At 61.8% G+C, this 25,009-nt stretch carries 21 protein-coding genes, 1 tRNA gene and 1 pseudogene; 7 read left to right on the top strand and 16 right to left on the bottom strand.

Annotated elements, in window-relative coordinates; all coding sequences use genetic code 11:
* From AC5E6L_RS02915 to AC5E6L_RS02935, 5 genes are all read right to left on the bottom strand, one after another.
* The coding region (locus AC5E6L_RS02915; protein ID WP_491771176.1) for a GAF domain-containing protein at nt 1-394 on the bottom strand (394 nt) is incomplete at its 3' end.
* A 59-nt stretch (nt 395-453) separates the two neighbouring features.
* Nucleotides 454-684, bottom strand: coding sequence for a hypothetical protein (locus AC5E6L_RS02920; RefSeq protein WP_491229815.1), 231 nt, complete (start codon nt 682-684; stop codon nt 454-456).
* Nucleotides 685-1,289: 605 nt separating this feature from the next.
* Entirely contained in the window at nt 1,290-2,129 is an 840-nt protein-coding gene (locus AC5E6L_RS02925) for a carbohydrate ABC transporter permease (RefSeq protein WP_491229816.1), read from the bottom strand.
* A gap of 74 nt (nt 2,130-2,203) precedes the next feature.
* Complete coding sequence (locus tag AC5E6L_RS02930) at nt 2,204-3,049, bottom strand: carbohydrate ABC transporter permease (RefSeq protein ID WP_491229817.1); 846 nt, start codon at nt 3,047-3,049, stop codon at nt 2,204-2,206.
* Between the two features lie 132 nt (nt 3,050-3,181).
* A complete protein-coding gene (locus tag AC5E6L_RS02935; protein WP_491229818.1) occupies nt 3,182-4,606 on the bottom strand; it encodes an ABC transporter substrate-binding protein in 1,425 nt (474 codons plus the stop codon).
* Nucleotides 4,607-5,039: 433 nt separating this feature from the next.
* On the opposite strand from AC5E6L_RS02935, the gene AC5E6L_RS02940 reads away from it, so the two are divergent.
* The 5 genes from AC5E6L_RS02940 (at nt 5,040) to AC5E6L_RS02960 (ending at nt 10,604) form a co-directional block, all read left to right on the top strand.
* Nucleotides 5,040-5,981, top strand: a complete 942-nt coding sequence (locus AC5E6L_RS02940) for a MurR/RpiR family transcriptional regulator (RefSeq protein WP_491229819.1) — start codon at nt 5,040-5,042, stop codon at nt 5,979-5,981.
* Nucleotides 5,982-6,377: 396 nt separating this feature from the next.
* A complete protein-coding gene (locus AC5E6L_RS02945) occupies nt 6,378-7,826 on the top strand; it encodes an aldehyde dehydrogenase family protein (protein ID WP_491771180.1) in 1,449 nt (482 codons plus the stop codon).
* A 45-nt stretch (nt 7,827-7,871) separates the two neighbouring features.
* Nucleotides 7,872-8,099, top strand: coding sequence for a hypothetical protein (locus AC5E6L_RS02950; protein WP_491228659.1), 228 nt, complete (start codon nt 7,872-7,874; stop codon nt 8,097-8,099).
* Nucleotides 8,100-8,131: 32 nt separating this feature from the next.
* The gene (locus AC5E6L_RS02955) at nt 8,132-9,304 is read left to right on the top strand and encodes a threonine synthase (RefSeq protein ID WP_491771182.1); all 1,173 of its coding nucleotides are present in this window, start codon (nt 8,132-8,134) and stop codon (nt 9,302-9,304) included.
* A 229-nt stretch (nt 9,305-9,533) separates the two neighbouring features.
* Complete coding sequence (locus tag AC5E6L_RS02960; RefSeq protein WP_491771184.1) at nt 9,534-10,604, top strand: ABC transporter ATP-binding protein; 1,071 nt, start codon at nt 9,534-9,536, stop codon at nt 10,602-10,604.
* Between the two features lie 143 nt (nt 10,605-10,747).
* On the opposite strand, the gene AC5E6L_RS02965 is transcribed toward AC5E6L_RS02960, so the two are convergent.
* The 10 genes from AC5E6L_RS02965 to AC5E6L_RS03010 all read right to left on the bottom strand — a co-directional run bounded on the left by AC5E6L_RS02965 (nt 10,748) and on the right by AC5E6L_RS03010 (nt 22,633).
* Complete coding sequence (locus AC5E6L_RS02965; protein WP_491771186.1) at nt 10,748-11,929, bottom strand: NHL repeat-containing protein; 1,182 nt, start codon at nt 11,927-11,929, stop codon at nt 10,748-10,750.
* A gap of 11 nt (nt 11,930-11,940) precedes the next feature.
* Nucleotides 11,941-13,152, bottom strand: a complete 1,212-nt coding sequence (locus AC5E6L_RS02970) for a GTP-binding protein (protein ID WP_491228663.1) — start codon at nt 13,150-13,152, stop codon at nt 11,941-11,943.
* A gap of 111 nt (nt 13,153-13,263) precedes the next feature.
* Nucleotides 13,264-13,416, bottom strand: a complete 153-nt coding sequence (locus AC5E6L_RS02975; RefSeq protein WP_491771189.1) for a hypothetical protein — start codon at nt 13,414-13,416, stop codon at nt 13,264-13,266.
* Nucleotides 13,417-13,858: 442 nt separating this feature from the next.
* Nucleotides 13,859-15,688, bottom strand: coding sequence for an ABC transporter ATP-binding protein (locus AC5E6L_RS02980; RefSeq protein WP_491228665.1), 1,830 nt, complete (start codon nt 15,686-15,688; stop codon nt 13,859-13,861).
* Complete coding sequence (locus tag AC5E6L_RS02985) at nt 15,685-16,434, bottom strand: DUF1028 domain-containing protein (protein WP_491228666.1); 750 nt, start codon at nt 16,432-16,434, stop codon at nt 15,685-15,687. The genes AC5E6L_RS02980 and AC5E6L_RS02985 overlap by 4 nt, the downstream gene beginning before the upstream one ends.
* A gap of 10 nt (nt 16,435-16,444) precedes the next feature.
* On the bottom strand, nt 16,445-18,238 hold the full coding sequence (locus AC5E6L_RS02990; RefSeq protein ID WP_491771195.1) for a gamma-glutamyltransferase family protein: 1,794 nt from the start codon (nt 18,236-18,238) through the stop codon (nt 16,445-16,447).
* Between the two features lie 9 nt (nt 18,239-18,247).
* Nucleotides 18,248-19,129, bottom strand: coding sequence for an ABC transporter permease (locus AC5E6L_RS02995; protein ID WP_491228672.1), 882 nt, complete (start codon nt 19,127-19,129; stop codon nt 18,248-18,250).
* Between the two features lie 8 nt (nt 19,130-19,137).
* On the bottom strand, nt 19,138-20,082 hold the full coding sequence (locus tag AC5E6L_RS03000) for an ABC transporter permease (RefSeq protein WP_491228667.1): 945 nt from the start codon (nt 20,080-20,082) through the stop codon (nt 19,138-19,140).
* A 66-nt stretch (nt 20,083-20,148) separates the two neighbouring features.
* Nucleotides 20,149-21,660 carry an ABC transporter substrate-binding protein gene (locus tag AC5E6L_RS03005; RefSeq protein WP_491228668.1) on the bottom strand — a complete coding sequence of 504 codons (1,512 nt, stop codon included), beginning with the start codon at nt 21,658-21,660 and terminating at the stop codon, nt 20,149-20,151.
* Between the two features lie 253 nt (nt 21,661-21,913).
* Nucleotides 21,914-22,633, bottom strand: coding sequence for a FadR/GntR family transcriptional regulator (locus AC5E6L_RS03010; protein WP_491228669.1), 720 nt, complete (start codon nt 22,631-22,633; stop codon nt 21,914-21,916).
* A gap of 156 nt (nt 22,634-22,789) precedes the next feature.
* On the opposite strand from AC5E6L_RS03010, the pseudogene AC5E6L_RS03015 reads away from it, so the two are divergent.
* Nucleotides 22,790-22,867: pseudogene (locus AC5E6L_RS03015) on the top strand (hypothetical protein); the annotation flags it as partial.
* A 573-nt stretch (nt 22,868-23,440) separates the two neighbouring features.
* Here AC5E6L_RS03015 and AC5E6L_RS03020 read toward each other — a convergent pair.
* Nucleotides 23,441-23,531: transfer RNA gene (locus AC5E6L_RS03020), tRNA-Ser, on the bottom strand.
* A gap of 202 nt (nt 23,532-23,733) precedes the next feature.
* Between AC5E6L_RS03020 and AC5E6L_RS03025 the strand changes: the two genes are divergently transcribed.
* Nucleotides 23,734-24,843: a pyridoxal phosphate-dependent aminotransferase gene (locus tag AC5E6L_RS03025; protein ID WP_491771193.1), complete on the top strand. Its 1,110-nt coding sequence runs from the start codon at nt 23,734-23,736 to the stop codon at nt 24,841-24,843.
* The last annotated feature ends 166 nt before the right edge of the window (nt 24,844-25,009 follow it).

A 25,009-nucleotide genomic window follows, 5' to 3' on the forward strand; every position in this document is an offset into this window, starting at 1 on the left:
GCGGCACCATATCGATGACGCAGAGCGTTCCCAGATTGAAGCCCTTGGGGGTCTTGAGCGGAATGCCGGCATAGAAACGAATGTTGGGATTGCCGGTGACGAGCGGATTGTTCCGAAAACGGTCATCCTTTGTCGCATCGTCGACGATGAAAGGGATGTCCTCGCGGATGGCATAGGTGCAAAACGAGATTTCTCGGGGGGTTTCGTCCGCCTCCAGGCCCTGTTTTGACTTGAACCATTGGCGGTCGGCATCGACGAGGGAGACAAGGGCGATCGGTACGCGGAGCGCGGATTTGGCGACGCGCGTGATGCGGTCGAAACATTCCTCCGGCTCGGTATCCAGCACGTTGTACGAGTGGAGGTTGGCCAAACGCGCTTCTTCACTACTGGTCATTGTCCCCTCCATGATTCCCCACCGTGAGGCTTCATGCGCATCCCGGCCAATGCCGCCGATCAGCCTTCGCCGTTCAGGCGCGCGATCGCCTTGGTCAGTTCGCTTTGGTAGACGTCGAGGATGCCCGTCACATGGCTGTCGATTTCCGCCTTGCCCATGCCCAGGCCCTTCAGGTTCTGCGACAGCCTGTCCAGGGTTTGAATGTGCGATTGCACCCGGTCTGCAAACTCGGGCGGTGATAGGCCCGATTCCAATCGGCTCGCCATGTCGACCATGCTGCGCTCACTCATGCCTGAGCCCATGCTTTCGATTTGTGCCCTAAGGTCCGTGGGGACATATTGCCGGTTGACCGCCTGGCACGGCACATCCGCCATTTTGGCCTCTGTCGTCCTCGACTATGCGCTGCATGTCCTGCGTCCTCGCTCCTGAAACCGACGACTTGCCGCGCCACGCAGCCATTCGCTAATGCGTCACCACAACCTAGGCACGAATATTAAGAGCGCAAACCTTTCCGGAATCTTTCACGGCGAATGCACCAAGTGTCGTTCGCTGGCGCCTCGACCCTCCAAGGCGGCCGCTCACCGGCGACGAAAATCGCTTCACATCGGTTAGGGGGCACACGGCGTTACGGCAGCGCAACGACTGTCATTTCCCTTCGATTAACCATTTTCCAAGCCGGTGCGGCCACCTGCGAACGAAAAGGCCGGGCACGCGAATGGTTCGCCACCGCCGGCGCGGGCCGCTTAGAGTGCGTCCGGCGAAGGTGGAATCACCGGAGCCGATAAGACAAGCGACAAAACAAAAGAGTAGAGCGGAGCTGCGTTTCCATGAAACGCGGAAACGCTCTAGTGCGGCCCGCAAACGGTATCGCTTGAACCATATCACTTGAACCATATCACTTGCCGACCCCCGCCGTGAGCGCATTGACGACATAGCGCTGGAAAACGAATGCCAGAACGATTGGAGGGAGCATCGACATGACCGTCGCCGCGGCGAGCGTGTTCCAGTTGAACTGCTGCACGGATTGAAAGCCGGCCAGGAGCGGAGGCACCGTCAACTGGTTGGTGAGCACCAGCGCGTAGAAGAACTCGCCCCAGGCCTCCAGGAAGATCAGAACGCCTGCGGCGACCAGGCCGGGCTTTGCTATGGGCACCACGATGATCCAAAGCGTGAGCATGCGCGAGGCGCCGTCGATCTTGGCGGCCTCCTCTATCTCGCGCGGCAGCTGGTCGAAATAGTTCTTCAGGACCAGTATGGCGATGGGAAGGGTGAATATGTTGTAGCTGATCAGCAGCGCCCATGGCGTGTCGAGCATGTCGAAAACGCGAAAGGCGACGAAAAACGGGCCGATGATCGCAATCGCCGGCACGACGCGCGATGCGATCACCGACAGTTCGAACGCCCGCGCGCCGGTGAACGGATAACGCGACAGGCCGTAGGCGGCCCAGCCCGCGATCAGCAGGTTCAAGCCGACAAGCAAGGAACTCACCAGCAGGCTTTGTCCGATCGCCGGCACCAGCCTCGCTCCGACATCGATGCTGCCGAACGCCTCGTCCCCCGTCGAACCGGTCAATACCGAGTAATAGTTTTCGAGCGTCATCTGGTCGGGGATCAGCGGAAACGGCCTTACGCTCAATTGACCGAGCGTCGTAAAGCTCGACATGACCAGAAACCAGACCGGCAGCAGGATCCACAGCCCGAACAGGACGATGCCGGCATAAAACACGATCGACATGGCCAGGGAGCGGCGGTTTGGCTTGCCGCGGCTCGCTCGCGCCCGGACGGGGATTTGCCGCCGGTTCGACATGGCTACATGCCCTCCCTCTTTTGCACCAGCTTGACGACGATCAGGCCCCCGGCAAGAGCGACCAGGCTCAATAGGACCGAAAGGGCGGAGCCGAGACCGATATTGGTGACGCCGAAAAGCTGCCGATAGATCAGGATGCTCAACACCTGCGTGGCATCGCCCGGACCACCTTGCGTCATCGCGAAGATGACGTCGAACTGCAAGAAGGCGTAGATGACATTGAAGACGATCACGGTGATCAGGATGGACCGCAGCCAGGGCAGCGTGATGTAAACGAACCGATGCCAGGAACCGGCGCCGTCGATGGCGGCCGCCTCGCCAAGCTCCTTTGGCAGGGTCTGCAAACCCGACAGGATGAGGATGCCGGCGAAGCTGGCTTGTCGCCAGACCGCGGCCAGGATCGTCATGGTCAGAGCCCAGCCCGGATCCGCCAGGAAATCGTGATAGTCCTCGATGAGGCGCGCATGCATGAGGAGCGCATTCAGTCCGCCGACGCTGCCGTCGACAAACCATCGCCATAATATTCCGATCACCAGCCAAGGCGTCGCCCAGGGAATGATGAGAAGCGCCCGGGCCACGCCCTGCCCCACGAAACTCTCATTGAGAAGCAACGCCATGCCGAGGCCGAACACGGTCGACAGCACGACAAAGCCGGTCGCAAAGACCAGCGTCACCCAAACCGAATGCCAGAATATCTCGCTCGACAGGATGATCGCGTAGTGCTCAAGGCCGACGAACTCTCCAAGGGAGCCGACATTGGCCGGCACATCGTGGAAGCTGTAGACGATCGTCATCGCCGTGGGGACGACGAGCAGCACCCCAAGGATGACGCCCGCCGGCGCCGTCAATTGCAATCCAAACCAGCGGTCCGATTTTCGAGCCAAGGCAAGCCGCCCCACGTCCATGCACATAACGAGGCGCCCGCCGAACGCGGGAGCCGTTTGGGTTGTTTTGCCAGATCGAGCCCGGCTCCCAAGAACTCAGAGCGTCCTGTTCCTGAGCGCGGCAACAGCGGCGTCCGCCAGATCGCCCACGGCTTGCGCCGGCGTGGATTGCCCCAAGAGCATGGCGTGCACGAGGTCGCCCACCCGCAGCTGGAAGGTCGGATACCAGGGCAGCGTGCGCGCCGGGACGACCTTGGAACCGGTTTTGAATGTCTCGGCGATCAAAGGCAGATCGTAATAGTCCGGAAACACGGCGACCACGTCGGGATCGGTGAAGAAGTCGGGATAGGGCGCGGCAAGGCCGGCCGCCCTGGCCCACTGGGTAAACACCGCGAACTTGCGGTTCTCATCCCTCCATCCATAGTATTTCATGAGATCCCAAGCGGCGGCGCGCGTCCTGTCGCTCTCGATCTCTCCCATCTGCAAGACCTCGCCGATCTGCAACGTGTGATTGTCCCCGCCGATGGGAGATTGCCGAACATGCCCGGTTTCGGGTCCCGCCGAATCACGGACCTTGGTCAGGAAGTAGTGATGGAAGACAAAGAGCGCGGCATCGCCCTGCGCCATTTCAGTCGACATCTTGCTTGGATCATCGTTCAGCAACGATTTGGGCGCCAATTCCTCGCGATACATCGTCTGCCACCATTCAAAGACGTCCCGCGTCTTGGGGTCGTCCGCAAACACCGGCGCGCCTTCGGCGTCGAAAGGCGTGATGCCCTCGTTGAGCAGGTACGTGATCAGATACTCCTCGCAAAACTCCTTGACCCAATAGGCGCGATAGGGCGCCTCGACGATACCGGCCGACCGCAGGGCTTTGCTGGCCTCGTAAATCTGCCAGAGCGTCTGGGGCGGGCTTTCGATTCCGGCCTGGCTCAGCATGCGCTCATTATATTGCAGCATGTAAACCGCGGAGAAATACGGGACGCTGATGATGTCGCCCGCCGCATTAACATGCCGCTCGCGGGCGCTTTCATACATGTCCGCCATAAGAGCATCGACATCGGGAAGGCCGTTCAGACTTGCCGCCCAGCCCTCCCTTATGAATTTCTGCGAGTTGTAGCCGAAATTGTAGTATACGTCGATTTGCGCGCCGCCCCGCAACCGGGTCTGCAACGCGGCCGAATAGCCGAGATTCGGAATGATCGCGAGATCGACCTTTCCGAGCCCCCTCGCCTCCCATCCCGCGACAAGCTCATTGATGGTATTGGGCTGGAAATCCCAAGCCAGCATCTCGACGATCGTCTGGCCATCATCGGCCCGCGCCGGGTTGGCCGCGCCAAAGGGAAACGCACCCAAAAGCGCCAGCGCGCCGCCGGCTTGCAGAACGTCCCTGCGGCTCGATTTCCTCGACCCTGATTGCTTCGTCCTGTACATCCAGTTACCTCCCAAGTGTCCCGGAAATGGATCTGCGGCAAGAGAGCAGGGCTGCCGCGGCTGCCGCCCGACGCCCCAGGGCGACAAGCCCGCAGTTCCAGCCCGGCAGCGTCCGAAAAGCGCGCAAACAAGCCCTTAAGCAGCATTCAATATGCCCGCCGATTTTTCATGAGGCAAGCTTATTTTTATTTTCATTTCATTTTTTGATGAAATCTGAAAATTTTGATGCGAAAATCTCAATTTTTGATATAGAAAAGAAATTCAATGAACGAATTCGGCTCATTGGCCCTTTATGTCCACCGCCCCGGAGGGAGGGCGGAGCAGGTTCGGGTGTCCTCGTGGACTTGATCGCCGGCGCTGCGACCGAGGCTTTCGATCGCTTCATTGCGGCTCTGGCGGCCGCATGGCCCCGGCGCGTCCGTGCAAAACTTGTTCCGCAGACTTTTCCTCCATGGCGGATCGCTGCATAAGGCGATTCCGCCACCCCTTGGGGCTGAACGCTTTCATCCTGGAAACAGCCATGTCCGAAGCCACTCAGCCCCCCGACCAAGGCGATGCCGCCAAGAAGGACGCAAGGCCGCAGCCAGTCGGTTCGCCGTCCGACGTGATCGCGCTTATCGTCGACCGTGAAGATACGTTCTCCAAATCCCGCAAGAAGATCGCCAATGCGATACTGACCGATCCGCGCACATTCGTGGAAAAGCCGGTTGAAGAGCTTATTCCCTGGCTTGGCGTGTCGGCGCCGACAATCGCACGGTTCGCGAATTCGCTCGGGTGCGACGGCCTGCGCGATCTGAAGCTGAAGATCATGGGCTCGATGCGGATAGGCATTCGCTATCTGGAGCCGCCGACGCCGCCGGAAACGATCGAAGAGGTCATGGAGCGCGTCGTGAAACGCGCCCAAAGCGCGATATCGGAAGCCCGGCACAATCTGGATTTGCGGGCGGCCGAAAACATCGTCGAGACAATCATCGGGTGTCGTACGCTCTATGCCTTCGGCAGCGGCGGCGTTTCATCCTGGCTGGTCGAGGAGATCAAAAACCGCTTCTTCAGACTGGGGCTGCGCGTGGTGCCGTCGAGCGACCATCAAATGCAGGTCATGCTCGCCGCGACGATGGAGAGCGGGGATGTGGTGCTGTGCAGTTCCTTGAGCGGCGCGAACAAAGAGCTGCTGCGCGCCATATCCATCGCCCGTGACTATGGCGCGACCACCATAGGTCTTGCGCCCCCCGACACCCCGGTTGCCGAAGCCGTCGATCAGCTTTTGGCCGTCGATGTCAGCGAGGACCGCGAAGTGCTGAATGCGACAAGCCTTCGCTTCGCCTTCCTGATCGCCGTCGACCTGCTCGCGTTCACGACAGCGGTTCACCCCGAAAGCCGGGCTCGCGAAAAACTTCGACGCATCGTGCGTCATGTCTCCGCATTGCGCGACAGCGACGAGCCCAAGCCGCTCAGCGATTGATGCGATTATAATTTTTTTATTTTCATATCATTTTTTTGTTTTTTTCTAAATTTGCATGCCTCAAATCTCAGAAAGTGAGGCAAAAAATAAAAAATCCCTTGCCCATCACACCCTGACCGGGCATATTCGGCTCGAAAGGCTGCTCATCCAGCAGAAACTGCATCGCACGCCGAATGTGAAGCGAAGGCTCTGATCGCTGCCTTTTTGGCGCGTGCGCGATGCCCGAGGTGATCCTGACCGTGCTTGCGGCCCTTGCGCGCTGGCCGGTCGCCGGACCGACCGTATCGGATCGCCTGTGTCCGTGTCGCACGGCCGTGCCGTCGGCCGCAGCTGGCTTGAGAGACGGCAAAGCGCAAGGTGAGCCGTTGTGGACGAGGAACAAGGGGGGACTGGACCATGAAGCGGGTGGGAAACTTCATAGGCGGAGCCTGGGTCGAGGCGGAGGAGCTGATATCGGCCGTAAATCCCTCGACCGGCGAGGTCATCGGGCACATTCCGAAGTCCGACCGCGCGGTGGTCGATCGGGCGTGTGCATTTGCGCGTTCGGCCGCTCCGGGCTGGGCGGCGAGGACGGCGTTCGAGCGTGCCGCGATGTGCATGGCCATCGCCGAAAAGATCGATGCCGCGCGCGAGCAGATCGCCCGCGTTCTGTCCATGGAGCAAGGCAAGATCAAGAGCGAGGCGGCCGGCGAGGTTTCGGCGGCCGCGAGCGGGTTTCGCATGGCCGCCGAACTCGTCAAGCACATGGGCGGAACGACGCAGCCGGTCGAGGACCCCACGAAGATCGTCATGACGGTGAGGCAACCCCGTGGCGTCTACGGCATCATCACGCCATGGAATTTTCCGGTCAATATTCCCGTTGAATATCTCGCCCCGGCAATCGCCACCGGCAACGCCGTGGTCTGGGTGCCCGCTCCCTCGACGTCGCTCGTTGCCGCAGAGCTCATGGCGACCATCGATTCGGCTGGCCTGCCCAAAGGCGTCGTCAATCTCGTCATCGGCGAGGGGCCGACCGTTGGCGATGCCGTGGTCACTCACCCCTTGATCGCCGGGATCGGCTTCACCGGCAGCACGGCGACGGGACAGCGCATCGCGCAACGCGGCGCCGGCAAGGCCATGCTTGTCGAACTTGGCGGCAATGGTCCCCTCGTGGTGTTCGAAGACGCCGACCTCGACGAGGCGGCGGCGGCGGCCGCCGGCGGAGCCTTCTACAATGCCGGCCAGGTCTGCGCGGCGACCGGTCGCGTCCTGGCGCAGGAAGCCATTGCGGAACCGCTCGCCGAGAAGATCGCCGACCATGCGCGCGAGCAGGTTCTGGGAGATCCGTTTCACCAGGGCACAACCATGGGACCGCTCAACAACCCCAAAGTGGCCGCAAAGGTCAAGGAACATGTGGATGAGGCGCTGGCGGGCGGGGCGAAGGCCCTTGTCGGCGGCAAGGCGCGGCCGGATCTGGGGAGCGAGCTGTTCTTCGAGCCGACGGTGCTGACAGGCGTCACGCCGGACATGCGCGTCAATCGCGAGGAAACCTTCGGTCCCGTTGTCCCAATCGTGACCTTCGGCGACGAAGCCGACGCCGTTCGGCTCGCCTGCGAGGACGATTACGGACTGAGTGTTGGAATCTTCACCGCCGATGTCGCGCGCGGCCTGTCGGTCGCCAGATCGATACCGGCCGGTATCGCCAACATCAATGCGGCCAGCACCTATTGGGAAATACACCTGCCCTTCGGCGGCGCGCCCGGCTCCAAGAGCGGACTTGGCCGCCTTGGCGGCATTCACACGCTCGAAGCGATGACCGAACTCAAGACGATTACCGTCACGACGAAGCGGGACGGCGCCGGGTAGGACGACACCGCCCCGGAAAGAGGCAGACCGGCGAATGGTTTCGGCATGCCGCTTTGCGAGGTCATCGCCCGGTCGACCGTCAACGCGGCAACCATCATCGATCGGCCGGAACGGGGCACCTTCCGCCGGGGAGCCGTCGGAGACGCTTCCATTCTCCCGCTGAAGGACGGCCGGTTCGGGCTTGAGGACGTCGAAGGCGAGGTCCTTGAAACCGATCGGCGGCTGTCAGCGGACGGCCTGGTCGTTGCGGGGCGCTGGTGGCACCCGGCTTGAAGGGAACATCGTGGGAGGCTGGGACAGGTTTGATGGAACAGGCCGTTGCCGATCCGGAGACGTTGCGCTGCACGTCCTGTGGCTGGAGCACATCGATTGCCAGCATGCCGTCGACTTGCGCGCGCTGTGACGGCATTGTCGATGTCATCTATCGGGAAACGGACGGGTATCCGGGAGCAGGCGGAGACCGCCGTGCCGGCGAAACCGGCATATGGCTCTGGTCCGCGTTCCTGCCATATTGCGCCCCGCGCCATCGTGTATCGCTTGGAGAGGCGCATTCGCCGCTCCTGAAATGCGACAGGCTGGCCGAACGGCTCGGGCTGTCCAGTTTCTGGATCAAGAACGATTCGATCATGCCGACCGGCTCATTCAAGGACCGGGCAATGGCGCTGACGGTGTCGCTTGCGCTCCAGTACGAACGGGACGGGCTGGTCTTGTCCTCCAGCGGAAACGCCGGCGCCTCCGCGGCGGCCTATGCCGCAAGGGCCGGGCTGGCCGTCAAGGTGCTCGTGCCGGCGCGCACGCCCGAGGCCAAACTGCGTCAGATCGCCATATGCGGTGCCGAGCTGATCACCGTCGAGGGGACCACGAGCGATACGTGCCGGATGGTTCAGCGATTGGCGCGTGAGCACAGGCTGACAAATGTGACGACGACGTTTCACAACCCCTACGGGGTCGAAGCCTATGCGACCATCGCCTATGAAACGGCCGATATCGAGGCCGATGTCGTCCTGATGCCCATCGCCAGCGGCCCGCTTCTCGCCGGCATGATGAAGGGGTACGGCCGGATGAAGGCGCAGGGCCTGATCGCCAAGGTGCCGCGCCCGGTCGCCGTCCAGGCGCGGAACTGCGCACCGATCGCGCGCGCTTTCAACGAAAACACAACGGTCGGCGCCTGGGCGCACCAGCCTTCGATAGCCTCGGCCCTGAACGACACGCTGGCCGGTTACGAGCGCGACGGGGATTACACGCTGGACTGGATCAGGGCGTTCGGCGGATGCGCGGTCGCCGTCGGCGAGGAAGCGATCGCCGATGCCGCTCGCAAGCTGGCGGCGACGGAGGGACTTGTCGTCGAACCAAGCGCGGCGGTCACCATCGGCGCCATCGGGGACATGCTGGCGAACGGCACGATCGCGCCGGACGAGACCGTTCTGGTGGTTGCGACCGGGCACGGGCTGAAGGACCTGTCATGCGCGCAGGTCTGATCGGACCCGGACACCCAAGGCGCCCATCGGCGGCCGCAAAGGGCAAGGCACGGCAACCGGTTTTGCACCGCCTGGGCGGATCATGCGCCCGAAAAGAGATTTCACCCAGGGCATGTTCCCGAAAAGCGCATGCGGTTTTCGGACAAGGACATGCTCATAATCAAAGAGTTGGAGCATTGCGCGTGAAGCGAAGATCACGAGAAATGCGCTACCCGGAAGGAATGTTGTCATGGGATCTGTCGAGATAGACGGTATCGGCAAATCGTATGGGAACCTCGCCGTTCTGCACGATATCTCGCTTGCGGTGGAGGACGGCGAGTTCATCGTTCTGGTCGGGCCGTCCGGCTGCGGGAAATCCACGCTGCTTCGGATGATCGCCGGACTGGAGGACACGCTGGAAGGGGAGATTCGCATTGGCGGCCGGATCGTCAATGAACAATCGCCCAAGGAGCGCAATATCGCGATGGTTTTTCAGAACTACGCGCTCTATCCGCACATGACCGTGGCCGAGAACATGGGCTTTTCGCTTCGCCTTTCGCGGGTGGACAAAGACGAGATAAACGAGAAGCTGGGCAATGCGGCGTCAATTCTCGGTCTGGCCGATCTCATGGGCCGCTATCCCCGGCAATTGTCGGGCGGGCAACGCCAGCGTGTCGCCATGGGGCGCGCGATCGTACGGGATCCCACAGCGTTCCTGTTCGACGAACCCCTGTCCAATCTCGACGCCAAACTGCGCGTGCAGATGCGCGCCGAGATAAAGGCGCTCCATCAGCGCATTTCGACCACGATGATCTATGTCACCCACGATCAGGTGGAGGCGATGACCATGGCGGACCGGATCGTGGTGATGCGCGACGGCCGCATCGAACAAATCGGCGCGCCCCTGGATGTCTACGACCGTCCGGCCAATATGTTCGTTGCCGGCTTCATCGGATCGCCGTCCATGAACTTTCTGGCGGGAAAGCTCGAAAGCCAGGACAATGGGACGGTGTTCACCTTGCCGGGCGGGACGCGGATTGCGATCAACGCAAGCAACCTTCCCGCCGGTTCCGATGTGGTTATGGGCGTACGGCCGGAGCATTTCATAATCGCCGATAAAGGCGCAGCGGCAGCCGTGACCGTCATCGAACCCATGGGCTCGGAAACCCAGATTCACGCGCGGATGGAAAATCAGGAAGTCGTCATCCTGTCCCATCAACGGCAAAAGATCTCCCCGGGCGAAACCGTGCATCTCGATGTGGATGCAGGCGCGGTGCGCTTTTTCGACAGGCGGTCGAGACGGTGTTTGCCTGTCTTGTGACTTTTCCGGCCGTTGTGCCGGAGCGTTTTGCGGTGCCCGCACCGCGTCGTCTCGCGCGCCTTGCCAGATCGCAAAATCCCGGCGCTCAGACGATTCCATCTAAAGACAAACCGCTCTAGTCCGGGCGACAAGGTGCCGTCACCTCAATGTTCGTGCTCGACCTCGGCGGCAAGCAGCAGCAATGATCGTGGCTGCCCGCCAATATCGAGACGGTCGATCACCTCAAGGGTTTCGGCATCGACAAGCACCACCTGTCCGGCCGCCGGGTCGGAGACTGCGACCCGGTCGCCAGCGACGGCGATCATGGGCCGCACGACGCCGCGCTCCATGGAGTAGGCGTCCGTGATGACCCTCGCTTCGCCAAGCATCCGGCCGGTGAGCGCTGAGAACCGCGCCATCCGACCATCGGCGAGCATGGCGAAACCGATCTTTCCAGCACCGTCGCTTGCAAATGCCATCCGTGGCGCCGGCAGTTCCGCAAAGACAAAATCACCTGTCTGGGATGAAGGATCGAACACAACGAGGCGTTTCAAACCGAAATCGCCGACCAGCGCCAACGCATCGCTCGGGCTCAGCAAGGTGCGGACCATGCCGCCGTCAGGCGCATCGTCGGGATAGGCCATGAACCGGCCTTGAGCAGGCGTGACCGCCGTGTCGGAAACGGCCACGCCATCCTCGCACCCAAAGGCGATATAGCCTGCGGCCTTGCCCTCGCCATGCAGGTTGAAACAGCCCACCTGGGACCGTTCGTCACCGTCCGGCCCGATCACGGCGAGCGCATCGGGCAGTCCCTCGCCATCGGGCGCGACGGTGGAGATGGTGAATTCGCCGACCGGCACCGCCACGCCGTGATGCGGCTTGCCGGTTTTGATCGCCTGGAGGGCTGAAAGGTCGCCGGTTGCGGCGGCGGATGCGTCATGCAAAGTCGCAACGCCGGTGCCATCCCAGAAGATGGCCACGCGGTCCCCGCCCATATTGAAGTGAACGGGCCGTTCGCCGGAAACGGTCGCGGGGAGCAGAGCCGGATCCGCCAGGATCAGAGCGGAATGATCGCCGTGATCCTCTTCGATCAAGCCCGTGTCGATGAGCTGAACCAGGCCGGCGTCCCGCTGTATGGCCCAGGCATGGCGGCCGTCGGGCCCCAGATAGAGCCGCGCGGGCGAAGCCAGGTCAAAGGCGACCGGCGCCGCGCCGGCTCCGATATCGGCAACATGGACCCGTGGCGCCTCGGCATCGGCGACCAGCAGCCGGTAGCGATGCGCGTCAGCGGCGATTGCCGGTCCGGCAGCCACCAAAGCTGCGGTCAGGGCGAGTATCGGTTTCATCGTCGGTCTCCTCAGGCTGCGGACTGGCGATGCCAGGCCGGGAATGGATCGGGAAGGTCGGGCAGCGCATCGGGTGAAGGCGCCAATCGTTCGGGGCAAAGCGCCGCATCGAGCCGCGCCTTGAGCCATGACCAGTCGATGCCCGAACCGATAAAGACGATCTCCTGGCGCCGATCGCCCCAGGGCTCCTGCCAGTGCGACCTCATGTAGGCGCGCGCGGTGTCGTGGTCCGGCCATTTGTCCTTGGGCACGGAGGCCCACCAGGTGCCGAGCGGCGTCACGCTCGACAGCGCGCCGGCGAGCGAGAACTCGGCGACGATGTCGGGGCGCGTGGCGATCCAGAAATGGCCCTTGGCACGGATCACACCGGGCATGTTTGCGTTCAGCACATCGTTGATCGCCTGCGGGCGGAACGGCCGGCGGGCGCGATAGACGTAGGAAGCAACGCCATATTCCTCGGTTTCGGGCACATGGTCGGCGAAGCCGTAAAGCTCCTTGGCCCACATCGGATGCTCATGCGCCCTCTGGAAATCGAACAGGCCGGTGTCCAGGATCGCCCCGGCGGCAACGTCGGAGAAGCTGGTTTCGATGATGCGCGCATCGGCATTGAGACTGCGGATGATCTTGCGGGCGGCATCCACCTGACGGGGGTCGGCGTCATCGACCTTGTTGAGGACGACGACATCGGCGAACTCGATCTGGTCGGTCAGAAGATGGACGAGCGTGCGCTCGTCGCCCTCGCCCAGCGTCTCGCCACGCTCGCGCAGGAAATCGTGGCTCGAATAGTCGCCCAGGAGGTTCACCGCATCGACCACCGTGACCATGGTGTCGAGCCGGGCGACGTCCGACAGGCTATGGCCCTCCGCGTCCCGGAAGTCGAAGGTCGCCGCCACGGGAAGCGGCTCGGAAATGCCGGTCGACTCGATCAGCAGATAGTCAAATCGACCCGCGCCCGCCAGGCGCCGCACCTCGGCCAAAAGGTCATCGCGCAGCGTGCAGCAGATGCAGCCGTTCGACATCTCGACCAGTGTCTCGTCGGTGCGGCTGAGTTCGGTATCGGCGCGCACAAGGTCGGCGTCGATGTTCACCTCGGACATATCGTTGACGATCACGGCGACGCGACGGCCCTCGCGATTGTTGAGAATGCGGTTCAGAAGCGTGGTCTTGCCGGCGCCGAGAAAGCCGGAGAGCACGGTCACGGGAAGGCGGCTGTCTGGTGACATGGTGTCTTTCTGGTTGGCTGGATGGCCGGCAGCATCAACGTACTGCGAGCCGATCTCGATCGGAGAATGTTATGTTATATCATAACATCTATCATGAAAAGAACGTCGCGGCTAGGGGAGGCTTTCAAACTTTTGCAAAGAGAGCGCGCCAAAGCGGCCGTCGAGAACGCCGGGCAGATCATCACCGCGACCCAACTGGGCAAATTCGCCCAGGCTGCGCGTCGCCGGATGCGGGGTAGCGACGGCGGTTATCGGCGGGATCATCTGCGCGCGCTTGAGCGCACACCCTCAATACGACGTTTCTTGATCTCTGTTGCAAACAGAGGACCAAGCTGTTGCATCCATAGCGCACTGTCTTGTGGCTACCGTCGATGCCGCATTCATGCAGCAGGTTCCCGCCGTTCCTCAAAGACAAAGGAAACTGAACGTACACCATGACCGCTAGGCGGATGATCTTTGATGAGGTCTTGAAGCAGCGAAATGGGTTGGCGTTGCTCATGCTGCAATGACATGAAACTTTGCCCCGAAGCTAAAGCCTGCTTCCTCTGGCGGCGCATCCGTGTCCGCCCAAGGAGATATTGCAACTTGTTGTCCAGAGATACGCCGTCATCGACTCTTAAGTCGAGTATCGGATGTTTGGTTGGGCTCCTGATTAGAGCAGCAGGTTGCAGGCGGATTTCTTTGAGACGCAGTCAAGCTTTACCCGTCAGCTCGCGGCCTTCCATTCATCACCCCACTCCATGACGCGATGGTCCTCCGAAACATCGATGTAGGTCCGGTCTTGCGGAATGAAGCGCAACGGTCGGATCGGATTTGAGATCTCGCGTTCAGACAAGCGGTGTCGCTCGTTCCGGCGCTCCGGATCGGGGATGGGTACGGCCGACAAAAGGCGTTTGGTATAGGGGTGCTGCGGGTTCTCAAAAATCGCCTGACGGGAGCCGACTTCCACGATCTCGCCGAGATACATGACCGCAACGCGGTGACTGATGCGCTCCACCACTGCCATATCATGGCTGATGAAAAGATAGGAAACACCGCGCGCTTCCTGGAGCTTCATCATCAAGTTGACGACCTGTGCCTTCACCGAGACGTCCAAGGCCGAGACAGCTTCATCAGCGATGATGATCTTGGGTTCGACCGATAGAGCGCGGGCGATGCAAATCCGCTGCCTCTGCCCGCCGGAGAACTCATGCGGGTAGCGGCCCATCATGGCGCTTTCCAAGCCGACCTCTTCGAGCAAGGCTGCAACCTTCTTTCGCGCGTCTTCGGGCGAGGCCAACCCGTTGACAAGCAAGGGCTCCGCGATGGCATCTCCGATCTGCATGCGCGGGTTAAGGCTCGCAAAGGGGTCTTGAAAGATAATCTGAATGTCCTGGCGTTTCTTTCGCAATGCCTTGGGGCCGAGACCCGTCAGCTCGCTTCCGTCCAAGCTGATGGAGCCGCTGTCGGGGTTGGCCAGCTGGACAATCGAACGGCCGGTGGTCGACTTGCCGCAACCGGATTCTCCCACAAGCGCGAGCGTTTCGCCGCGACGGACACTGAAAGAGACGTTCTCCACCGCGTGAACGCGGCCGCTCAACCGGCCCAAGAAGCCCTTGTTGATCGCAAAGCGGGTAACCAGCTTGTCGACAGCAAGCAGGGTCGCGTCGGGTGCAGCAGGATGGTCCCTTTCGCCCTCAGGATCGGCAAGCCCCGTCGTCTGGTCGACGATGGCAAAGCGCGCGGGCGTGCGCCGCCCAACCATCGAGCCCAGGCGTGGCACAGCAGCCAAAAGCGCGCGGGTATAGGGCTGTCGGGGCGATGCAAAAATCGTCTCAGTCGTGTCGCACTCGACCGCTTCGCCTTTGTACATGACCAATGCGTGGTCTGCCACTTCCGCCACCACCCCCATATCGTGGGTGATGAACATCATTGCCATCCCCTCCTCACGCTGAAGGTCTTTGAGCAGATCAAGAATCTGCGCTTGGATCGTCACATCAAGTGCGGTCGTCGGCTCATCGGCGATCAGCATTTTGGGCTGACAGGCTAAAGCCATGGCGATCATCACGCGCTGGCGCATACCGCCCGAGAAATTATGCGGATGATCGTCGAGGCGAGATGTGGCCGCCGGGATGCGCACCTTATCGAGGAGCCTCTTTGCTTCCTCGCGCGCACTGTCCATAGACATGTGGCGATGTAAGAGAAGCGGTTCGATCAGCTGGCGGCCCACCGTCAACACCGGGTTGAGCGATGTCATGGGCTCCTGGAAGATCATGGCAATTTCATTGCCGCGGATCTGCCGCATCTCGGCTTGTGTTGCCAGCAGAAGGTCGCGCCCATTGAAGTGGATGGCGCCGCTTTGGCGTATCGTTTTGGGCGGGTGAAGGCCCATGATGGATAAGGCCATGACGCTTTTGCCCGATCCCGATTCACCCACCACGGCGAGGGTCTCGCCTTTGCCAATGTGGAACGAGATACCCTTGAGGATCTGCTTGGGCCCATCGCCCGTCAGAAACGAGCTTTTCAGATTGCGTACCGAGAGAATGGGCTCGGTCATAGCGGTGTCGCGAAGGATTGGCTGACGCGGCCTTCCCGTTTGCGGCGCGCCTCCTCGTCCGCAATCGCGGCATCCAGCGGCGCGCGATCGGCAAGGCCTGAGAAGGTCTCAACCGTCGGCATGGCCGCCGCAAAGTGGATGAACCGCTCGTGTGCGACGTCATAGAGACGGCGCAATTCGGCCAGCGGGTCGGGGTGATCATCCGCTCGGAGATCGAGCCATGGATAAGGCTCGTCTCGATGGATTACCAGCGCGGCAGACTGTGTGCCGCGTTTGTCGCCGCCTGCCGCCGCGCCCGCTTCCATCGCCGTCATCAAACGCTCGGCGAACGGCTGTTTGCGGTTGGCCTCGTACGCTGCCAGCGTTTCGCCAACAACGGCTTCGCCAGCAAGCATGTTACCAGCGACAGAGACACCATCACCGATCACATGGCCGCACCAATCTATGCACTCGGCGCCGGTATGCGCGACCGAAACACCTGACGCATCGATCATGTGCGCTTGCCGCTGTTTCTCGTTACCGTCGCGGCTCACCAGATCAGCCAGCACATCCGCCGACATTTCGCCTGCTGCCATCCGATCTGCCGCTTCAATCCCCCACAGCGGGTTGACGAAGGCTTGCGTGGCGACGGCGCATTTACTGGACCGGATATGCGGAACGAGCGCGCCAACTGCGAAGAAGCGTGATGCGACAGCGATCCCCAGATGGCCGGTTTCCCGATGGCGGGCGACGATTGAATAGGTCATGGCTGCTCCCCTATCGGCCGACGGCATAGGCCTGCATCAGGCGCGGTGTTGCGGCGGCTTTCAATAGTCCATCTGGTGTCCGGCAAGCTGCCGTGAGCCGCCCAACCGTCCAAGGTTCGGCCAGGTCGATTTCATGACCGCGGCACCTGAGGTTTTCGATCACGTCCGCGCCAAAAGCTGGTTCGATCATCAGATGACCCGGTCGAATACCGCGCGGATAAAATGAAGATTGAAGGTGGCCCGTGTGAAATAGGGGCGCGTCAATCCCTTCTTGGAGATTGAGCGCAGCATGAACGAGCCGCAGGAACAAAATGAGTTGCCACTGATCCTGCTGGTCGCCGCCAGGCGTACCAAAAGCATGACGCGTTCCATCGGGGGCTTCGGCCATGGAGGGCGAGATGGTCGTCCGGGGGCGCCGTCCAGGTGCAAGGGAGGTGGGGCGGCCATCATCCAGCCAGAACATTTGAGCACGTGAGTTGAGCGGCATGCCAAGCCCCGGTACGACCGGTGACGATTGCAGCCAGCCTCCCGATGGCGTTGCGGAGACAGCATTTCCCCAACGGTCGATCACGTCGATATGAACCGTGTCACCACGCCGTTCTGTAAGATGCGCCATTGTCGGTTCGCCGGCCCCGATACCAGGGCCACCCTCTGTCTCCGAGGCTGCTTGCAACGAGGCGGCCTTGGCCCATGACTCTTTGCCGGGGATCTCTCCAGGCCGGAAATCGAGCGAGGCCGTCTCACCGATTTGTGCGCGCCGGGTTGCAGCGTATTCGCGAGACAGAAGCGTCTCGACCGGAATTTCGGAGTAGTTGGGATCGCCATAATAGGCTTCGCGATCCGCAAAGGAGAGCTTCAGCGCTTCGGTGACGAGGTGCACGAAGTCTGCGCCTTTCGTATCGATGCCGTCGATGCCGACCGCTTCAAGGGTGCGAAGCGACTGAAGCAAGGAGGGCCCTTGGTTCCAAGCGCCGCATTTCCAGACCGTCCAGCCCTCATAGTCAACTGAAAGCGGCGCTTCGTAGCTCGCCTGCCAACCGGCCATATCAGCGCCGGTCAAGACGCCCTTACGTCGTCCGCCCGCCGCGTCCATCACCGAGGCATTGCGCAGATAGATGTCGATCGCTTCGGCAATGAAGCCTTGCGAAAAAGCTCGGCGCGCCGCCTCGATCTGGGCCTCGCGACCGGACGCAGCCTCTGCCTCTGTCAGAAGTCGCTCCCATGTGTCGGCGAGCGCTGGATTGCAGAATAGGCTTTCGGGCGCCGGCGCATGTCCATTTGGACACCATGTTTCATGGGAGGTCGGCCACTCTTCGCGGAAGAAATCAGCCAGTCCGTCGACGGTCGCCGCAACGCGAGGCAGGACGGGATGACCAAAACGGGCGTAGTAGATGGCCGGTTCCAGGATGCGGCGCAGTGGCAACCGTCCGTGATCGCGCAGCATGAGCATCCAAGCGTCGAACGCCCCGGGCACCACAGTGGCGAGAAGCCCAGAGCCGGGAACCATGTCAAGCCCTTCGGACTTGTATCGCTCAATCGTCGCGGCCGCTGGAGCCACCCCTTGGCCGCAGACAACGGTTGGCGTGTCATCCCCGGCCATGCGGATCAGGGCCGGCATGTCGCCAAGCGGGCCATTGAGGTGCGGTTCCACGACATGCAGCACAAAGCCCATGGCGGCGGCGGCGTCGACTGCGGTTCCGCCTTCTTCAAGGAGCTTCATACCCACAGCAGAGGCGATCCAGTGTGTCGAGGCGCAGACGCCGAAGGTGCCCTTAATCTCGGGACGGGTTGTAAATGTCATGATAGGTTCACGTCAGCTTTCACGCGGGTCCAGCGCATCGCGCAGTCCATCGCCCAAGAGATTGAAGCCCAGCACGACAAGAAAGATGGCCATGCCGGGATAGAGCGCCATCCAGGGCGCTTGTTCGAGAAAGTTCTTCGCCGTGTTCAGCATGGAGCCCCACGAAGGAGCTGGCGGCTGCTGACCGAGCCCGAGGAAGCTAAGAGATGCTTCGGCAATGATCGCGGTCGCGATGGTCAGCGTTGCCTGCACCAAGATCGGCGGGAAAATGTTGGGCAGGATGTAGCGCCAGATAAGGCCCATGTGCCCAACGCCGATGGCCCAAGCGCTTTCGACATAGTCTTCTGTCAGTACCAACAGCGTCTGACCACGGGCAAGCCGGATGAAGATCGGAATCGCCGAAATACCAATCGCGATCATCGCATTGGTGAGCGATGGCCCCAGAAAGGCCGCCAGCGCAATGGCCATGATCAGAAACGGTGCTGCCAGCAGCGCTTCTGTGACGCGGGAGATGACCGCGTCCGTCCAACCTTTGAGATAGCCTGCCAAGATGCCCAACGGCACGCCGATCAGCACCGCGATCAGAACCGATACAACACCCGCAAGGAGGGATGCCTGGGCGCCCCAAGCCATTCGGCTTAGCACATCGCGGCCAATTTCATCGGTCCCGAATGGATGGGCCGCAGTTGGCCCTTGTCGAACGGCCGACCAGTCCGTCTCCGCCGGGCCTGGGATCGGCAGAAAGGGTGCGAGAAGCGCCACCACAATGAAGAATATAACCAATGCACCACCCAAGAGCGCTGAAGGGTTCCTGCGAAACTTCGCCCAGGCGCGGCTTCGCTGTTTGGGTTCAAGCGCATCACTGCCTGCAGCATAGGCTGAGGATGGATCGATGACTGCGCTCACGTGGATGTCATCCTTGGATTAAGGACGCGATACGCCGCATCGGCCAGGATGTTCATTGCGATGAAGGCCACCCCCGTGCACAAGATGATGCCCTGAACGACGGCGTAATCGCGGTTGAAGACGGCGTCGACGACCAACTTGCCAAAGCCTGGAATGGTGAAGATCTGTTCGGTCAGAACAGCGCCGGCAAGCAGCTCACCGAAAAGCAAGGTCGTCACCGTGACAACCGGTACAAGTGCGTTGCGCAGCGCATGTGTTGTCAGGACGGTTTGTTCCTTCAGTCCCTTTGCGCGCGCGGTCCGCACATAGTCCGACTTCAGAACAGTCAACATGGCCGAGCGCGTGTGGCGCATCAGCGTGGCGGCGAGCGCCGTTCCCAACACAAAGGCCGGCATGAGCATGGTCCGGATGGATTGGAGCGGATCCTCCGCCAAGGGCTGGTAACCCGAAGCTGGAAGCCAGCCGAGCTGCACCGAAACCAGCAGGATCAGCATGATGCCAAGCCAGAAATTTGGCACGGACAATCCAGATAGGGCGATCACATTCGCCACCCAGTCGATCCATGTGCCCTTCTTGTATGCGGAGATCACACCCGCCGGAATACCGATGACCATTGCGATGATGAGCGCCATTACCGCGAGCTGAATGGTAACGGGCAGCTTCTCACCGATCAGTTCGAGAACTGGCTGCTGGGTTCGGAGCGAGATGCCGAGATCGCCTTGTAGAGCGTTCCCGGCCCACGCGAGATATTGGATCGGAATTGGATCGTTGAGGCGATATTTCTCGCGTAACGCCTCGATCACCTGCGGATCGCGTTCTTCGCCCGCCATGACCAAAATGGGGTCACCGGGCAAAAGATTCTGCAGCCCGAAGACGAAGATCGAGATCAAAATGATCGTCGGGATCGCAATCAGGATACGGCGCGCGAGAAACGTCAGCATGATACCAGTCTCAAGATTTGGGGATGCGGGCCGAAGCTCCGAAAGGTTCGGCCCCGCTCCGGGTTTCTATTCGGCCTGCGTCACACCGTGCAGACGGATCATCCCGTCGGGATACGGCGTAAAGCCCTGCATGGAGGCATCCAAAGCCCAGATCCAGACTTGGTGATAGAGATAGATGATCGGGAAATCTTCCTGCTGCAGAGCGATCGCTGCATTGTAGCTTTCACGGCGGACTGCCGGATCGGTCGACAGACGCGCATCATTGAGAAACTGATCCATACTCTCGTTTGAGTATTTGGAATCGTTGATACCGCCACCGGTGGTCATAAACTGGTGGATGTTGCCATCGGGATCGACGCGGCCAGACCAACCGATTTGGCTGGCTGTGTACTCGCCGGCCGACTGATCGGCGAGCAGGGTGGCAAACTCCTTGGACGCCAATTCAATGGTGATCCCCGCTTCACCAGCCATGGCCTGAACGACCTGCATGACTTGGATCTGAACTGGGTTGTTGGGCACCTGCACTTCGATGGCAACGCCGTCGGCAAAGCCTGCTTCGGCAAGAAGCGCCCGCGCAGCCTCGACATCCCGCTCCGGCACCGGGAAGGACGCGTTGTACCAAGGTGACGTTGGCGAGTAAGGCTGGTTGCCTGGCGCGAAAGCACCCTCAAACACCACCTGATTGAGAACCGCCCGGTCGATCGCAAGCGACAAGGCCTCGCGGACGTCGGCATTCGATCCGAGCGGGTTCTCCGCACGCGGGCCGTTGCCGACATTGATGGTGATGCCTTGATAGCCAAGCGAAGTTGCTCGCTCCAATTGCAGACCTGCATCCGCTTCGGCCGAGCCAACATCGGTTGCAGCCAAGCGCTCCAACATATCCAAGTCGCCGGCACGCAGGTTCGCTAGGCGCACGGTCGTATCGGGAATGGGTAGGAAGGTCACGCTATCGAAAGCGATCTCATCGGCGCGGTAATAGTCCTCGAACTTATCAAGCACGATGCGATCCTGCTGGATGCGCTCAGAGAAGCTGAAGGGCCCGGCGCAGACTGGGTTGAGACCAAAATCTTCGCCCGCTTCGTTGAAAGCCGCCGGCGACAGCATCATGCCCGAACGGTCGGCGAATTGAGCAATCAGCGTCGCATCAGGCGCAGCGAGGGTCATCTCGATGGTGAACTCATCGATCACATTCCAGCTTTCAATGGAGCGCACTTCCGACTTACGTCGCGAGGTTTCCAGGTTCTTGGACCGGTCAATGTTGGCTGCGACCGCCTCGGCATTGAACGGCGTCCCATCGTGGAAAACCACGTCATCGCGCAGCGTCATCGTCAGCACGGTGCCGTCATCGTTCCACGACCAACCGGTGGCCAGCATCGGAATGATCTCTAGATCGGGCGTGATGTCGACCAGCTTGTCACACAGCGACGCGTAGACGATCCGGCCCACAAAGGTCCGCGACTGATCGGGATCCAGAACATCGGGGTCTTCCTGAAGGCCAATTCTCAGGTCTTGTGCCTGTGCAAAGCCTGCGCTTAGTGCAAGGACTGCGGCAGCTCCCATATATTTGGCGAAGGTCATATGACGTCTCCTTTTTTACTCGGCTGGCGGTTACGTGATGGCGGGAGCAAATACGCATGCGCGGTCCGAACGCGAGCTGAGGGCCCATTGCGCCGCAGCGCGAGCGCCAACGTCGGATAGCCTGTCTGCCCGCGGCAGATCTTTGTCGGCTGCGTGAAGCGTTCTTTGGTTTCGAGGACAGGTAGGACGTTCGGCGCGTTTCCGATCCGGGCGCTCAGGCCATAGACCTCCGCGAATGGTGCACCGATGCCCGTCATTGCGCCGGCTCGCCTCTCAGATGCACTTCAAGAGACAGCTTTAAGTTATCCGACAAAGCCGATAGGTGGTCGCGCATCGCTTCGAATGCGTCATTTCCGTCCCGCCGTTCGATGGCATCGATGATCCTGCCATGCTGCGCGTCATAAAGCGTCATCGTCTCCGGCGTGCGCGCACGGTGCCGCTTCTCGACCCAGTCGGCGCCCAGTCGCACCTCGTCCAGAAGCGAGAATGAGGTCAGCATGATCTTGTTGCCTGCCGTCCGTGCGATTGCACGGTGGAGCGCGCCATCCCAAAACTCGGCGGTTCTCGCGTCATCGGGGTGAGATGCACGCCAAGCCAGCTGTCGAAACCGCATGACGTCTTCACCGGTCGCTCTCAGCGCGCATAGCTCGGCAAGCGCCGGCTCAATGCAAAGACGCGCTTCCATGACCTCAAGAGGGTCGACGCTGGGAGCGATCTCCGCTGCCAGAACTTCGGTCGGATCAGGTGGCTGACCGGCAAAGGTGCCCTTACCTTGCCGGCGCCAGATCAGGCCCTGTTTTTCAAGTGAATCCAAGGCGTTGCGAACGGCGCGTCGGCTGCAACCGATCTCCGCAGCAAGTTCGCGCTCAGGCGGCAAACGCCCGTCCGACGGCAGTCGCCCTGAGTCGATGAAGAGACGGACGGCTGACAAAGCCGACTCGGTGTTCGCTCTTGTCTTGCTATCGCTTTCCAAAGCGCCAAAGGCCCCTTTAGCAAACCATTAAGATAATTGGTCTGGACCAATAACATATTGGTGCGCCTGTTTCGTCAAGGCCGCGGCTGAGAATACCGACGTCATCGAGTGTAGAAGCGCTTGCGGGTGACCGGCATCTGCTACTGCGGCGGCGCGATGACTCTGCGCACGTCCGGCAAGGCCAAACACTATCGCTATTACACCTGCTCGATCGCAGCGCGTCAGGGCAAGACGGGCTGCGAGGGGCGAACGATCAAGATGGACCGGCTCGATCATCGGGTTGCGGATCATCTGGAGACGCGGCTGCTCGATCCCGAGCGACTGGCCGATATGCTGACGTCGCATTTGGACCGCCGCGAGGAACAGGACGCTCGCCGGCGCACCCAGGCGGCGGAGTTGAACCGGCGTGCGGCGGAAGCCGAAGCGCGGTTGAAGCGACTCTACGCGGCCATAGAGAGCGGCGTCGCTGATCTCGACGATCCGTCGCTCAAGGAGCGCATTGATGAACTGAAGGCGACGCGCGATCAGGCGCGCATCGACGCCGAGCGTTCCAGGGCGGCCGTCGAGAACGCCGGGCAGATCATCACCGCGACCCAACTGGGCAAGTTCGCCAAGGCCGCGCGCCGCCGGATGCGGGGTAGCGACGGCGGTTATCGGCGGGATCATCTGCGCGCGCTTGCGCAGCGCGTCGAGGTTTCCGAACTCGAAGTCCGGATCATGGGATCGAAAAATACCCTTCTGCGGGTGCTAGCGGCTTCAAATGGCGCAGAAACGGCGGCTAACGGCGTTCGCACTTTTGTTCCAGGGTGGCGGAGAGGAAGGGATTCGAACCCTCGATACCCTTTTGGGGTATACTCCCTTAGCAGGGGAGCGCCTTCGACCACTCGGCCACCTCTCCGCGCGACGCACGGCCTATCATGAATTGTGCGCCGGTCAAAGACGGCGCGCCCTTGAATTTCACGGCATCGGCCGTTCCCGGAGCGGAGCGGCCCGCCCCGTCATCCATCCGGCCGCGAACGTCATATCGGACGGAGGGACGGCGCTTCGCACCGGCGCAAAATCTGCTATCAGCGCCCTATCCGAACACACGCCAAGCGCCCATGCCGCCACGCCCGAACCCGCTCGTCGACGCCCTGCCCGCCACCATTCCGTTCGTTGCGCCCGAGCGCACCGAACGCCAGACCGGCAACCCCTTCAGCGCCCGGATCGGTGCCAACGAGGGCAATCTGGGGTCCTCGCCCGCCGCCGTCGCGGCGATCGAAGCGGCGGCCGGCGCGGTCTGGCGTTACGGCGATCCGGAAAGCTGGGACCTGCGCGCGCGGATCGCCCGCCATCTGGGCGTGCGCATCGAGGAGACCGTCGTCGGGCCGGGGATCGATGGCCTTCTGGGGCTGATCGCGCGCATCTTCGCCGATCGCGGCGCGGCGGTGGTCTCGTCGCTGGGGGCCTATCCGACCTTCAGCTATCACGTCACCGGCCACGGGGCGCGGCTCGTCGCCGTGCCCTATCGCGACGACCGCGAGGATCTCGGCGCGCTCGCGGCGCGCACCGCCCGGGAACGCGCGGCGATCGTCTACGTCTCAAACCCCGACAATCCGATGGGCACATGGTGGGACGGCACCGCGCTCGCGCGCTTCTTCGATGCGGTCTCGGAAACCACGCTGATCGTGCTGGACGAAGCCTATGGCGAGACGGCGCCGCCGGACGCCCTGCCCGCGATCGACACGGGCCGGCAGAACCTGATCCGCCTGCGCACCTTCTCGAAGGCCCACGGCCTTGCGGGCCTGCGCTGCGGCTACGCCTTCGGCCATCGCGACCTGATCGCGCCGTTCGACAAGGTGCGCGACCATTTCGGCGTCAATCTCGTCGCCCAGCGCGCGGCGCTGGCCGCGCTCGGCGACACAGCGTGGCTGACCCGGACCGTGGCACGGATCGCCGAGGCGCGCGCGCGGATCGCCCGGATCGGTCGCGACAACGGCCTTGCGGCGGTGCCGTCGGCGACCAATTTCGTCGCGCTCGATTGCGGGGCGGACGGCGCCTTCGCCATGGCCGTGCTGCGGGCATTGACGGCGCGGCGCATCTTCGTGCGCAAGCCCATGGCGCCGGGGCTCGACCGGTGCATCCGGGTCAGCGCGGGGCGCGGCGAGGAACTGGACGCCTTCGCCGCCGCCCTGCCCGAGGCGCTCGCAACGGCGCGCAAGGCGGTTTAGAGCGGTTTGTCTTTAGCTGGCATCGTCTGAGCGCCGGGATTTTGTGATCTGGCAAGGCGCGCGGGACGACGCGGTGCGGGCACCGCAAGGCGCGCGCAACGCCGTCCAGAACGCAAAAGACCAAGCGCGGGCGATGTGCGGCTATCATGTGATTTCAATGTGTTGC

This window comes from Roseitalea sp. (genome assembly GCF_984466335.1).